The organism is Streptomyces sp. CCM_MD2014 (assembly GCF_000772045.1).
Classification (GTDB): Bacteria; Actinomycetota; Actinomycetes; order Streptomycetales; family Streptomycetaceae; genus Streptomyces; species Streptomyces salinarius.
This window is the reverse complement of the sequence record NZ_CP009754.1, coordinates 6,746,245-6,758,506: the sequence shown is the minus strand read 5'-3', so window position 1 is coordinate 6,758,506 and position 12,262 is coordinate 6,746,245. Positions and strand designations below refer to the sequence as shown.

The window sequence follows — 12,262 nt, the reverse complement described above, 5'->3', positions numbered from 1 at the left end:
GCGGTCACCGGCGCTCACTCGGCGATGCCCACCACCAGCCAGATGAACGCCGCGCCCGCGACCGTGCACAGGAGGGTCGAGCGGGCGGGGTGCTCGTGGTGGGCCTCGGGGAGGATCTCGGCCGCCGCGAGGTACAGGAGCACGCCGCCGAAGAGGCCGAGATAGGCGCCGAGCGCTTCCTCCGGAATCGTGAAGAGCAGGGTGGAGGACGCGCCGAGGACGGGTGCGATCGCGTCGGCGACCAGCATGGCGATGGCGCGGCGGCGCGCGTTGCCGTACAGGCTGGTCAGTGTGTAGGTGTTGAAGCCGTCCGCGAAGTCGTGGGCGATCACCGCCATCGCGACCGCCACGCCCATGCCGCCGCCGACCTGGAAGGCGGCGCCGATCGCCACGCCGTCCATCGCGCTGTGCCCGACCATCGCGGCCGCGGCCGTCAGGCCCACCTCGGGCGAGCGGTGGCCGTGTTCGTCGGCTCCGTGTGCGGCGCGGCGGGCCGCCAGCAGGCGTTCCACCAGGTGCGCGAGCAGGAATCCGGCGACGAAGAGCAGCAGGGCCGCGGGCACGCCGAACACCTCGTCGCCCGCCGCCTCCAGGGCCTCCGGCAGCAGGTCGAGGCCGACCACGCCCAGCATGAGGCCGCCGGCCAGGCCCAGGACCAGGTGGCGCCGGTCGGTCACGCGCTGTGCCGTCCAGCCGCCGGCCAGCGTCATCAGGAACGCGCCGAGCGCGACGAAGACCGCCATGGGCCCTTGGTATCCGATCACGCCGCGTTCACGCGCGTACGACAGCAGCAACCGCAGTAAATATGCGCAGGGCGCACAGGAACAGGATGCACAGGAGAGGACCGAAAACGATGGATTCCGAGGCCAGGGTGACCTTCGTCGGTGCCGGTCCCGGCGCCGCCGATCTGCTGACGTTCCGGGCGGCGCGTGCCATCGCCGAGGCGGACGTGGTGATCTGGGCGGCGAGCCTCGTCCAGGCGGAGGTGCTCCAGCACGCGCGCGAGGACGCCGAGGTGCTGGACTCGGCCACGATGTCGCTGGAGGACGTCGTCGCCGTGTACCGGCGGGCCCGCGAGGAGGGGCTCCGGGTGGCCCGCATCCACTCGGGCGACCCGGCGCTGTGGGGCGGCACGCAGGAGCAGCTCGACCGGTGCGCGGAGCTCGGTGTCGCGACCGAGGTGGTGCCCGGGGTCTCGGCGTTCTCGGCCGTGGCCGCGCTCGCGCAGCGTGAGCTGACCATTCCGGAGGTCGCGCAGTCCGTGGTCCTCACCCGGCTCGGCGGGGGCAAGACGCCGATGCCGCCCGGGGAGGAGGTGCGTGAGTTCGCCCGGCACGGGACGACCATGGCCGTCTTCCTGTCGGCGGCCCGCAGCGGCCAGCTGGTACGGGAGCTGCTGGAGGGCGGCTACCCGACGGACACGCCCGTCGTCGTCGCCTACCAGGCCACCTGGCCGGAGGAGCTGGTCGTGCGGTGCACGATCGGGACGCTGGAGGAGACGGTCAAGGAGCACAAGCTCTGGAAGCACACCCTGTTCCTGGTCGGCCCGGCCCTCGACGCGCACGGCACCCGCTCGCACCTCTACCACCCGGGACACTTCCACGGCTATCGCAAGGCGGACCCCGAGGCGCGCCGGGAGCTGCGAGCGCGGGGTGCGAGCACGTGATCAGAGTGGTCGGGGCGGGGACCGGTTCCCCGCTGCCCGAGGACGTGGCCGACGGTGCGGAGCTGGTCGTCGGCGGGCGGCGGCACCTGGACGCCGTACGGCTGCCGGAGGGGGCCCGGACGGTCGTCCTCGGGGCGCTGGCGCCCGCCCTGGACACGGTCGCGCGGTACGTCGCCGAGGGACGGCCGGTGACCGTGCTGGCCTCCGGTGATCCGGGGTTCTTCGGGATCGTGCGGGCGCTGGTCGAGCGGTTCGGGTCCGAGCGGCTGGACGTGCGGCCGGGGGTGTCCTCGGTCGCGGCGGCCTTCGCGCGGGTCGGGCTGCCGTGGGACGACGCCGTGGTGGCGAGCGCGCACGGACGGGACCTCAGGACGGCGGTGCACCTGTGCCGGGCGCACCCCAAGGTCGCCGTGCTGACCGGTCCGGGGGCCGGTCCGGCGGAGCTGGGGGCCGCGTTGCGGGACGACGGGCGGGTGCTCGTCGTCGCCTCCGCTCTGGGCTCGGCCGAGGAGCGCGTGGCGCGGGTGACGCCCGCCGAGGCTGCCGGACGCGACTGGGGGACGGCGGTGAGCGTGGTGCTGTGCCTGGACGAGGCGCGGGCGCTGGGGCCGGTACGGGCTCTGGCGGGACCGCGTCCCGGGCCGGCCGGATGGGCGCTGGACGAGGACGCGTTCGCGCACCGGGACTCGATGATCACCAAGTTCGAGGTGCGGGCGCTGGCACTGGCCCGCCTCGGGCCGCGCCCCGGGGACCTGGTGTGGGACGTCGGCGCGGGCTCCGGCTCGGTGGCCGTGGAGTGCGCGCGGCTGGGCGCCGCCGTCACCGCCGTCGAGAAGACGCCGGACGGGGTCGGGCGGGTGCGTGCCAACGCCGCCGCGCACGGTGTGGACGTGCGGGTGGTGCACGGGGCGGCGCCCGCGGTGCTGTCCGGACTGGGCGAGGACCCGGACGCGGTGTTCGTGGGCGGCGGCGGGCGCGGACTGCCCGCGATCGTCGCCGAGTGCGCGCGGCGGGCCCGGCGCGTCGTGGTCGTCGCCGTGGCCGCGCTGGACCGGGTGCCGGCGGCCCGCGAGGCGCTGCTCGGCGCCGGTCTCGAGTGCGACGGGGTGCTGCTGCAGTCCTCGCGGCTCGCGCCGCTGCCGGGCGACGTGACCCGGCTCGCGGCCACCAATCCCGTCTTCCTGCTGTGGGGCGTCCGGCCTCACAGCCGTATCGAAGGAGTTGCCCCTTGATCGGCCTCATCTCCGCCACGGCGGCGGGAGCGGCGGCGCGGGACCGGCTGGCCGCCGCGTGGCCGGAGCGCACGCGCGTGTACGACGGTCCCGTCGCCGACGCCGTACGGACCGCGTTCGCCGAGTGCGACCGGCTGGTGTGCTTCCTGGCCACCGGCGCGGTGGTCCGGCTCGTGGCGCCGCTGCTGGACGACAAGCGGACCGACCCGGGTGTGGTGTGCGTCGACGAGGGCGGGCGGTTCGCCGTGTCGCTGGTCGGCGGGCACGGCGGCGGCGCCAACGAACTGGCCCGCGCGGTCGGCGAGGTGCTGGGCGCGGAGCCGGTGGTGACGACGGCGACCGACGCGGTGGGGCTGGCCGGCCTGGACACGCTGGGACTGCCCGTCGAGGGCGACGTCGCCGGGGTGTCGCGGGCGCTGCTGGACGGCGAGCCGGTGGCGCTGCGCGCGGAGGTGGCGTGGCCGCTGCCGCCGCTGCCGGTCGGTACCGAAGGGGCCTGCGGCATCCGGGTGACGGACCGTGCCCTGGAACCGGCCGGGGGCGAGGTCGTCCTGCGTCCGCCGTCCCTGGTCGTCGGGGTCGGCGCCTCCCGGGGCGCACCGGTCGACGAGGTGCTCGGGCTGGTGGAGGACGCCCTGCGCGAGGCGGGGCTGTCCGCCGCGTCGGTCGCCGAGTTGGCCACCGTGGACGCCAAGGCGGAGGAGCCGGGGATCGTCGGGGCAGCCGAGCGGCTGGGCGTGCCCCTGGTGACGTACCCGGCCGACGCGTTGGCGGGCGTCGAGGTGCCGAACCCCTCCGACGCTCCGCTGGCGGCCGTGGGCACCCCGTCGGTCGCGGAGGCGGCGGCGCTGGTGCGCGGGGGCGAACTCCTCGTGCCCAAGCGGAAGTCGGCGGCGGTGCCCGCGATGGCGACCTGTGCGGTGGTACGGCGGCCGGGGCGCGGGCGGCTCGCGGTGGTCGGGCTCGGGCCGGGCGCCCGGGACCTGGTGACGCCGCGGGCGCGGGCGGAGCTGCGGCGGGCGTCGGTGCTGGTGGGGCTCGACCAGTACGTCGACCAGATCCGCGATCTGCTGCGGCCCGGCACCCGGGTGCTGGAGTCGGGGCTCGGCGCGGAGGAGGAGCGGGCCCGGACCGCGGTCGAGGAGGCGCGGCGCGGACACGCCGTCGCGCTGATCGGCAGCGGTGACGCCGGGGTGTACGCGATGGCCTCGCCCGCGCTGGCCGAGGCGTCCGACGACATCGACGTGGTCGGGGTGCCGGGCGTGACGGCGGCGCTGGCGGCCGGGGCGATCCTGGGCGCGCCGCTGGGCCACGACCACGTGTCGATCAGCCTGTCCGACCTGCACACGCCGTGGGAGGTCATCGAGCGCCGGGTGCGGGCGGCGGCGGAGGCGGACCTCGTCGTGACGTTCTACAACCCGCGCAGCCGGGGCCGCGACTGGCAGTTGCCGAAGGCGCTGGCGATCCTCGCCGAGCACCGGGAGCCGTCGACTCCGGTGGGCGTCGTGCGCAACGCGTCGCGCGCCGACGAGTCGAGCCGCCTGTCCACGCTGGCCGCGCTCGACCCGGCGACGGTGGACATGATGACCGTCGTCACGGTGGGCAACACCGCGACCCGGGAGATCGCGGGGCGCATGGTGACGCCGCGCGGCTACCGCTGGCAGGCGCACGACACCCCGGCGTCCCCGCGGAAGACCGCCCCGCCCGACGGATCAGAGCCGTCCGGCGTAAAAGACCCGTCCGACGTATCCGACGCGTTCGACGTATCCGCGACACCTGAGGAGAACCTGTGACGACCCCGCCCGCCCTGCTCATCGCCGGCCACGGCACCCGGGACGAGGCCGGAGCCGAGGCGTTCCGCGACTTCGTGCGCGAGCTGGGCCGACGCCACCCCGAGCTGCCCGTCGCGGGCGGCTTCATCGAGCTGTCCCCGCCGCCGCTGGGCGAGGCGGTCGCCGAGCTGGTGGAGCGCGGTGTGCGCCGCTTCGCCGCGGTGCCGCTGATGCTGGTGTCCGCCGGGCACGCGAAGGGCGACATCCCGGCGGCGCTGTCCCGCGAACGGGAGCGCCACCCCGGCATCTCCTACACCTACGGGCGTCCGCTGGGCCCGCACCCCGCGCTGCTGCGGGTGCTGGAGCGGCGCCTGGCGGAGGCGGTCGACCCGGCGTGGGACCCGTCCGAGGTGACCGTGCTGCTGGTGGGGCGCGGGTCGACGGACCCGGACGCCAACGCCGAGGTGTTCAAGGCGGCGCGGCTGCTGTGGGAGGGGCGCGGTTACGCGGCGGTGGAGACGGCGTTCGTGTCGCTGGCGGAGCCGGACGTGCCGGGCGGCCTGGACCGGTGTGCGCGGCTGGGGGCGCGGCGGGTCGTGGTGCTGCCGTACTTCCTGTTCACCGGCATCCTCCCGGACCGGGTCAGGCACCAGACCGAGGAGTGGGCCGCCGCGCACCCGGAGACGGAGGTGCGGTCTGCGGACGTCATCGGTCCGGAGCCGGAGCTGCTCGACCTGGTGTGGGAGCGGTACGAGGAGGCGGTGAAGGGCGATCTCCGGATGAACTGCGACAGCTGCGTGTACCGGATCGCGCTGCCGGGGTTCGAGGACAAGGTGGGGTTGCCGCAGCAGCCGCACTTCCACCCCGACGACGACGGCGACCACCACCACGGGCACCATCACGGTCATGGACACGCACACTCCCACGCCCACTGATCCCGGCGGCCCGGACCTGCGGCACCACGGGGACGCCGAGGTGCGCGACGACGGTTCGGCGCTGGTGGACCTCGCGGTGAACGTCCGGACCGGCACTCCCCCGGCCTGGCTGCGGAAGCACGTCGCCGCCTCGCTCGGCTCGCTCGCCGCCTACCCGGACGGGCGGGCGGCGCGGGCGGCGGTGGCGGCACGGCACGGGCTGCCGGTGGAGCGGGTGCTGCTGACGGCGGGCGCGGCGGAGGCGTTCGTGCTGCTGGCGCGGGCGCTGAAGGTGCGCCGGCCGGTCGTGGTGCACCCGCAGTTCACCGAGCCCGAGGCGGCGCTGCGGGACGCGGGGCACACGGTCGGCCGGGTGCTGCTGCGGGCGGCGGACGGCTTCCGGCTCGACCCGGCGGCCGTACCGGAGGACGCCGACCTGGTGGTGGTCGGCAACCCGACGAACCCGACCTCGGTGCTGCACCCTGCGGGCGTGCTGGCGTCGCTGGCCCGGCCCGGGCGGACGCTGGTCGTGGACGAGGCGTTCATGGACGCGGTGCCGGGTGAGCGGGAGGCGCTGGCCGGGCGGACGGACGTACCCGGTCTCGTCGTTCTGCGCAGCCTCACCAAGACGTGGGGCCTCGCGGGGCTGCGCATCGGGTACGTCCTGGCGGACCCGGAGACGGTCGGCGCACTGGAGCGTGCCCAGCCGCTGTGGCCGGTGTCCACGCCCGCGCTGGCGGCCGCCGAGGCGTGCGTGGCGCCCCGGGCGCTGGCGGAGGCCGCCCACGCCGCCCACCGCATCGCCGCCGACCGGGAGCGTCTGGTCGCCGGGCTCGCGGAGTTCGCGGACGCCGGGGTGCGGGCCGCCGGTCCGGCCGAGGGCCCCTTCGTCCTGGTCCGCGTCCCGGACGGGGCCGCCGTACGGCACCGGTTGCGCGGCCTGGGGTACGCGGTGCGGCGCGGGGACACGTTCCCGGGGCTGGGCGAGGAGTGGCTGCGCCTGGCGGTACGGGACCGGGCGACGACCGAGGGCTTCCTGCGGGCGCTGCGACGGGCGCTGGCGCAGGCGGACCCGGCCTGAGGCGCACGCCGTACGCCCCGGCCGGTCCCCTCAGGCCGGTCCCGCCTGCGCCGGGCCGGGGCCGTCGCCCCCGCCTGGCTGCGGGCCCCGGCCCCCGACCGAGGCGGGTTGTCCGACGCCCCCGACCGGTCCTGTCGCGGCAGGCCGCGCGACACCGGGGCCCGCCGCCCGCCAGAACCCGGGACCACGGCTACCGGCCGCGACGCACGGCGCCGACGAGCTGCCGCCCGCCCCGGCCACGACCACCTCCGGCCGGACACCCCGGCCGAACGCCCCGGCCTCAACTGCCCGACGGCGCCGACCCAACCAGCCCCGCCCGCCCGTCAGCCCCGCCTGCGCCGGGCCAGCACCAGGGCGCCGCCACCCGCCAGGACCAGGGCCGCGGCACCGGCCGCGACGCACGGCGCCGACGAGCTGCCGCCCGCCCCGGCCACGACCACCTCCGGCCGGACACCCCCGGCCGAACGCCCCGGCCTCAACTGTCCGACGGCGCCGACCCAACCAGCCCCGCCCGCCCGTCAGCCCCGCCTGCGCCGGGCCAGCACCAGGGCGCCGCCACCCGCCAGGACCAGGGCCGCGGCACCGGCCGCGACGTACGGCGTCGCGGAACTGCCGCCCGTCTCGGCCAGGTCGGCCTCGGTGCGGGCGCCCTGGGCCTCGACGTCGGCCGCGGGCTCGGCGGCCGGGTCGGCGTCCTCGTCCTGCTGGGCCGGGGGCTGCTCGGCCGGGGGCTGCTCGACCTCGTCCGCAGGAGCGGTCGGGGACTCGCAGGTCGCCTTCGCCAGGGTGACGGTGCCGTCGACCTCGGCGACGTTCAGGTCGAGGGGGTTGACGTGGACGCTGAGTTCGAGGGCGGTGGCGGCGGCCGTACGGGAGGTGGTCTCCGTCTTCGAGAGGTCGAGCCGCACCTCGCCGACGCCGGGCACCTTCACGTCCGTGGTCCCGCCGGCGGTGAGCGTGACCTTCTTGCCGAGGACGGTCACCGGTCCCAGCAGATCGGCGTCGGCGACCGGCTTCTTCCCGGCCTCGCAGGTCGCCGTGGAGGTGACCTCCTGGACCTCGATCACCGACAGCAGCGGCAGGCCCGGGACGTGGAGCCTGGCGCGGGCCAGCGTCGTGGTGCCCTCGCTCTTCCCGGCGCCGGCCGTCGCCTTGGCCTCGGCGACGTCGGCGCGCAGGACGCTGAAGGGCTTTCCGCCGTCGACGCCGTCCAGCCGGGCGGTGAGCGCGGTCTTCTCGGCGCTCTCGGGTGCCTGCACCTCGTTGAGGGTGACCGCGAGCGGGACGTTCACGGTCTTGTCGAGCAGGGAGACGTCGAGCCCGGTGCGCAGCACGGTGGCGCTCGCGCGGCCGTGGTCGCCGGTCGCGTGGGCGGATCCCGCGCCGGCCAGGGTCGCGGGACCCGCGGCCAGGGCCGTGGCCGCCGCGACGGTGGCGAGACGGCGTGCGGGCATGCGGAAGGTGTTGCCGTTCAAGGTGGTGGGACCCCCAGTGAGACATGCGTGCGGGGCACGCATGAGCGACGTGCTTGGGACCCGGACAGAATGTCCCCGCGTCCGCCGAACGGTCAGCGAACTCGGGGCACTTCACCCCTTCGTGGGGTTTTGGCGTGCCGCTTCGAACCCTTTTCGCATCATGCCGCACGGGTGTTCCCCGGCGTCACTCCCGTCGGCTAACCGACGACCCGCCCGTTCAGCACCACCCGGCGCGGAGCGGTGAGCACACGCACGTCCGCGCGCGGGTCCTGCTCGTACACCACCAGGTCCGCCGGTGCGCCCTCCTCCAGGCCCGGGCGGCCGAGCCAGCGCCGGGCGGCCCAGGTCGTCGCGGCGAGGGCCTCGACGGGCGGGATGCCGGCGGTGACCAGTTCCGCGACCTCCGCGCCGGCCAGCCCGTGGGCCAGGGCACCGCCCGCGTCGGTGCCGACGAAGACCGGGACGCCGGCGTCGTAGGCGTTGCGCACGGTGTCGTAGCGGCGTTCGTGGAGCCGGCGCATGTGGGCCGACCAGCGCGGGAAGCGCGCCTCGCCGCCGTCGGCCAGCGCGGGGAAGGTGGCGATGTTGACGAGGGTGGGCACGATGGCGACCCCGCGCTCGGCGAAGAGGGGGATCGTGTCGTCGGTCAGCCCCGTCGCGTGCTCGACGCAGTCGATGCCGGCCTCGACCAGGTCGCGCAGGGAGTCCTCGGCGAAGCAGTGCGCGGTGACGCGGGCGCCCAGCCGGTGGGCCTCCGCGATGGCCGCCTCGACGGCGCCGCGCGGCCAGCAGGCCGACAGGTCGCCGAGGTCGCGGTCGATCCAGTCGCCGACCAGCTTCACCCAGCCGTCACCGCGCCGGGCCTCCTGGGCGACGTACGCGACGAGGTCCTCGGGCTCGACCTCCCAGGCGTAGTTGCGGATGTAGCGGCGGGTGCGGGCGATGTGGCGGCCGGCCCGGATGATCTTCGGGAGGTCCTCGCGGTCGTCGATCCAGCGGGTGTCGGAGGGCGAGCCCGCGTCGCGGATGAGGAGCGTGCCCGCCTCGCGGTCGGTCAGCGCCTGCTTCTCGGCGACGTCCGCGGGGACGGCGCCGTGCTGGTCCAGGCCGACGTGGCAGTGGGCGTCGACCAGGCCGGGCAGCGCCCACCCCTCGACGGTGCGGACGTCGGCGGCGCCGGCGGGCCGGTCGTACGAGATCCGGCCGTCGATCACCCACACCTCGTCCCGGACCTCCTCCGGTCCGACGAGCACCCGACCCTTCACGTGCAGCACCGCGCGTTCGCTCATGCCCCGCACCCTAAAGGCTGCCCGTACGGCGGTTCGAGGCCGGGGACGGGCCGCCGCTCCTCGCCGCCGCGCGGGCGCGCCGCTCACCGGCGTACCCGGCCGCCACGGCGCCCGCGACCGCGGTCGGGGCGAGGACGGCGACGCCGGGGTTGACGTAGCCGGGAACGTCTGCGGAGTCGTAGGCCTCGCCGTCGACGGTCTCGCAGCTGAAGCGCAGGGGCAGGTAGGAGACGGAGTAGTCGGCCACCCGCCCGGCCAGTTCCGGCGGTACGCCGGTTCGGCAGGGCCGCGGCGGCAGGGAGTCCGTGCCGCCGTCCTCCGCGTCCATGGCCGCGAACCCCACGCACACCAGGCCCCAGACATAGAGCAGGCCGGCCGCCCAGCCCGTGACCGCGGCGACGACGCGGAAGGGCGCGCCCGGCTTGCGCGGCGCGGGAGCGAGAGCCGCCGGGGACGGCCGTGCACGGGGGTACGCGCCCGCGCCCCGGCGCAGGACGACGGCCGTCACCACCGCGACGAGGACCAGCAGCAGAAGCGCGAGCACGGGGCCAGTCCATCAGTCCGGCGACCGGCCGGCTGTGACGGAAGCCATGATTCCGGGCGTGGGGGTGTCGCAACGGAAGTACTCCGGCGCGAGTGCCGGCGGACGCCATGGTTACTCTCGACTCCGTACGCCGCGTACCCGCGCCGGACACCTGCCGTTACTGAAAAGAGCACCGCCGTGACCCATCCCTTCCTGGACCTCGCCCCGCTGAGCGCCGGCCGTTTCGCCGCGATCGAGGACCGGGTCGCGCGTCTGCTCGGCACCGCGCAGGACGTGGTGGTCATGCAGGGCGAGGCGCTGCTGCCGCTGGAGGGCGCGATCCGCGCCGCCGCGGGGCCCGGCACGGTCGCGCTGAACGTGATCACGGGGCCGTACGGGCAGACCTTCGGGAACTGGCTGCGGGACTGCGGCGCGACCGTGCACGACCTCGCGGTGCCCTTCCACACGGCCGTCTCCGCCGATCAGGTCGGCCAGGCCCTCGCCGGGCACCCGGAGATCGACTTCGTGTCCCTGGTGCACGCCGAGGCGGCGACCGGCAACACCAACCCGGTCGCGGAGATCGGCGAGGTGGTGCGGGCGCACGGCGCGCTGTTCTACCTGGACGCCGTGGCCTCCGTGGGCGCCGAGCCGGTGCTGCCGGACGCGTGGGGCGTGGACCTGTGCGTGATCGGCGCGCAGAAGGCGATGGGCGGCCCCGCCGGGGTGTCGGCGGTGTCGGTGAGCGAGCGGGCCTGGGCCCGGATGGCGGCGAACCCGAACGCGCCGCGGCGCTCGTACCTGTCGCTCCTGGACTGGAAGGAGCGCTGGATCGACGGCGGGCGCAAGGCGCTGCTGCACGCGCCGGCGCAGTTGGAGATGCTCGCGCTGGAGGCGTGCGTCGAGCGCATCGAGGCGGAGGGCGCCGGGACGGTGATGGCCCGGCACGCGTCCGCCGCGGCGGCGACCCGGGCCGGCGCGCTCGCGCTGGGCGGTCTGGAGCCGTACGTGTACGAGGCGAAGGACGCGGCGCCGGTCGCGACGACGCTGCGGACGCCGGCGGACGTCGACGCGTCCGCGCTGGTGGCCCGCGCCCTGGAGTCCGACCCGGCACTGCCGCTGGCGGCGGGAGGGGGCGCGCTGGCGGGCGAGATGGTCCGGGTCAACCACTACGGCCCGGACGCGACGCGCGGGGCCGTACAGGGCTGTCTGGCGGCACTGGGTGCCGCGCTGGCCGAGCGGGGTCGCAAGGCCGACCTGGAGGCCGCCCGGCGGGCCGTCGAGGAGGCGTGGGAGGCGCCGGGCGGAACCGGCACTTCGGCCGGCTCTTCGACCGACGCTTCGGGCGGATGAATTCGAGGGAATTCCCGATGCTCACACAAGCACAATTGAAGAATTCCACTCAGCGCAGCTTCCCGTATTCTTCTGCCCGCTTTCCCTGGACCTAAACACAACAATTTCACGAGCGCCGATCTTCACATTTCGGACACGTCTCGCGCGGGTTACGCGATTGTGACCCGATCCACATGCTGCCCGTTTTGCGGCTTGCATCCCCTACAAATCGCCTCATAACGCCGCCCCCTCGCGCGGAAGCACGCGCCCGCGTGATAACACACGGGGCGCTCATTCGTAACCCCATCCGGCGATGCAATTTCAATTTTCCCTGGGTAAATTCAATTTGCATGACTGCCGCGCAAGCAGACCTGCAAATCGATCGTCCGAGAGTGGCCGACGGGGCCGCCCTGTGGCGGATAGCGAGGGATTCCAAGGTCCTCGACCTCAACTCCTCCTACAGCTATCTGCTCTGGTGCCGTGACTTCGCCGCCACGTCGGCCGTCGCCCGCGACGAGAGCGGTGAGCCGGTCGGCTTCGTCACCGGATACGTACGTCCGGACCGGCCGGACACCCTGCTCGTGTGGCAGGTGGCGGTGGACGAGGCGTACCGCGGGCGCCGGCTCGCCGCCTCCCTGCTCGACGGGCTGGCCGAGCGGACCGTCGCGGAACGTGGGCTGACCACCCTGGAGACCACCATCTCCCCCGACAACACCGCCTCCCAGCGGCTGTTCACCTCGTTCGCCGAGCGTCGCGGCGCCCGGGTGGAGCGCGAGGTGCTCTTCGACACCGGCGTGTTCCCCGACGGACCGCACGAGCCCGAGGTGCTGTACCGCATAGGCCCCCTGTCCGCCACCGGCTGACCGGCCGTCCGGACGGCCCGGCACTCCGTGCCAGTCCGGCCCCCAGACTTCCCGGCGGACCGCACCGGTCCCCGGACCCGTACGACCTTCCTCTCCCACCCTCACCCCACGAGGAGCG

The 12,262-nt window shown here is 75.4% G+C and carries 12 protein-coding genes; 7 read left to right on the top strand and 5 right to left on the bottom strand.

Features of this window, described 5'->3' with window-relative positions; genetic code table 11:
* Positions 1-14: 14 nt before the first annotated feature.
* On the bottom strand, positions 15-743 hold the full coding sequence (locus NI25_RS30055) for a ZIP family metal transporter (protein ID WP_061445459.1): 729 nt from the start codon (positions 741-743) through the stop codon (positions 15-17).
* A 110-nt stretch (positions 744-853) separates the two neighbouring features.
* Between NI25_RS30055 and cobM the strand changes: the two genes are divergently transcribed.
* From cobM to cobC, 5 genes are read left to right on the top strand one after another with little or no spacing between them, the layout of a single operon-like run.
* Complete coding sequence (gene cobM / locus NI25_RS30050; protein ID WP_061445458.1) at positions 854-1,666, top strand: precorrin-4 C(11)-methyltransferase; 813 nt, start codon at positions 854-856, stop codon at positions 1,664-1,666.
* On the top strand, positions 1,663-2,898 hold the full coding sequence (locus tag NI25_RS30045; RefSeq protein ID WP_061445457.1) for a bifunctional cobalt-precorrin-7 (C(5))-methyltransferase/cobalt-precorrin-6B (C(15))-methyltransferase: 1,236 nt from the start codon (positions 1,663-1,665) through the stop codon (positions 2,896-2,898). The genes cobM and NI25_RS30045 overlap by 4 nt, the downstream gene beginning before the upstream one ends.
* Positions 2,895-4,691 carry a precorrin-3B C(17)-methyltransferase gene (gene cobJ / locus NI25_RS30040; protein ID WP_061445456.1) on the top strand — a complete coding sequence of 599 codons (1,797 nt, stop codon included), beginning with the start codon at positions 2,895-2,897 and terminating at the stop codon, positions 4,689-4,691. Before NI25_RS30045 ends, cobJ begins: the two co-directional genes overlap by 4 nt.
* Positions 4,688-5,605 (top strand): sirohydrochlorin chelatase, encoded by a 918-nt coding sequence (locus NI25_RS30035; RefSeq protein WP_061445455.1) that lies wholly within the window; start codon positions 4,688-4,690, stop codon positions 5,603-5,605. The genes cobJ and NI25_RS30035 overlap by 4 nt, the downstream gene beginning before the upstream one ends.
* Positions 5,577-6,665, top strand: a complete 1,089-nt coding sequence (cobC, locus tag NI25_RS30030) for an Rv2231c family pyridoxal phosphate-dependent protein CobC (RefSeq protein WP_061445454.1) — start codon at positions 5,577-5,579, stop codon at positions 6,663-6,665. The genes NI25_RS30035 and cobC overlap by 29 nt, the downstream gene beginning before the upstream one ends.
* A 323-nt stretch (positions 6,666-6,988) precedes the next feature.
* On the opposite strand, the gene NI25_RS40660 is transcribed toward cobC, so the two are convergent.
* The 4 genes from NI25_RS40660 to NI25_RS30015 form a co-directional block, all read right to left on the bottom strand.
* A complete protein-coding gene (locus NI25_RS40660; RefSeq protein ID WP_324610076.1) occupies positions 6,989-7,099 on the bottom strand; it encodes an LAETG motif-containing sortase-dependent surface protein in 111 nt (36 codons plus the stop codon).
* A gap of 84 nt (positions 7,100-7,183) precedes the next feature.
* Entirely contained in the window at positions 7,184-8,140 is a 957-nt protein-coding gene (locus NI25_RS30025) for an SCO1860 family LAETG-anchored protein (RefSeq protein ID WP_061445453.1), read from the bottom strand.
* Between the two features lie 197 nt (positions 8,141-8,337).
* Positions 8,338-9,429, bottom strand: a complete 1,092-nt coding sequence (locus NI25_RS30020) for an amidohydrolase family protein (RefSeq protein WP_061445452.1) — start codon at positions 9,427-9,429, stop codon at positions 8,338-8,340.
* A gap of 10 nt (positions 9,430-9,439) precedes the next feature.
* On the bottom strand, positions 9,440-9,973 hold the full coding sequence (locus NI25_RS30015; RefSeq protein WP_061445451.1) for a hypothetical protein: 534 nt from the start codon (positions 9,971-9,973) through the stop codon (positions 9,440-9,442).
* Between the two features lie 177 nt (positions 9,974-10,150).
* On the opposite strand from NI25_RS30015, the gene NI25_RS30010 reads away from it, so the two are divergent.
* Entirely contained in the window at positions 10,151-11,302 is a 1,152-nt protein-coding gene (locus tag NI25_RS30010; protein ID WP_061445450.1) for a pyridoxal-phosphate-dependent aminotransferase family protein, read from the top strand.
* Positions 11,303-11,631: 329 nt separating this feature from the next.
* Entirely contained in the window at positions 11,632-12,144 is a 513-nt protein-coding gene (gene ectA, locus NI25_RS30005; RefSeq protein WP_061445449.1) for a diaminobutyrate acetyltransferase, read from the top strand.
* The last annotated feature ends 118 nt before the right edge of the window (positions 12,145-12,262 follow it).

Excerpts from the sequence above, each read along its gene's own strand:
- cobM (WP_061445458.1), top strand. The coding sequence starts at position 854 with ATGGATTCCGAGGCCAGGGTGACCTTCGTCGGTGCCGGTCCCGGCGCC.
- NI25_RS30055 (WP_061445459.1), bottom strand. The coding sequence starts at position 743 with ATGGCGGTCTTCGTCGCGCTCGGCGCGTTCCTGATGACGCTGGCCGGC.
- cobC (WP_061445454.1), top strand. The coding sequence starts at position 5,577 with ATGGACACGCACACTCCCACGCCCACTGATCCCGGCGGCCCGGACCTG.
- ectA (WP_061445449.1), top strand. The coding sequence starts at position 11,632 with ATGACTGCCGCGCAAGCAGACCTGCAAATCGATCGTCCGAGAGTGGCC.
- NI25_RS30020 (WP_061445452.1), bottom strand. The coding sequence starts at position 9,429 with ATGAGCGAACGCGCGGTGCTGCACGTGAAGGGTCGGGTGCTCGTCGGA.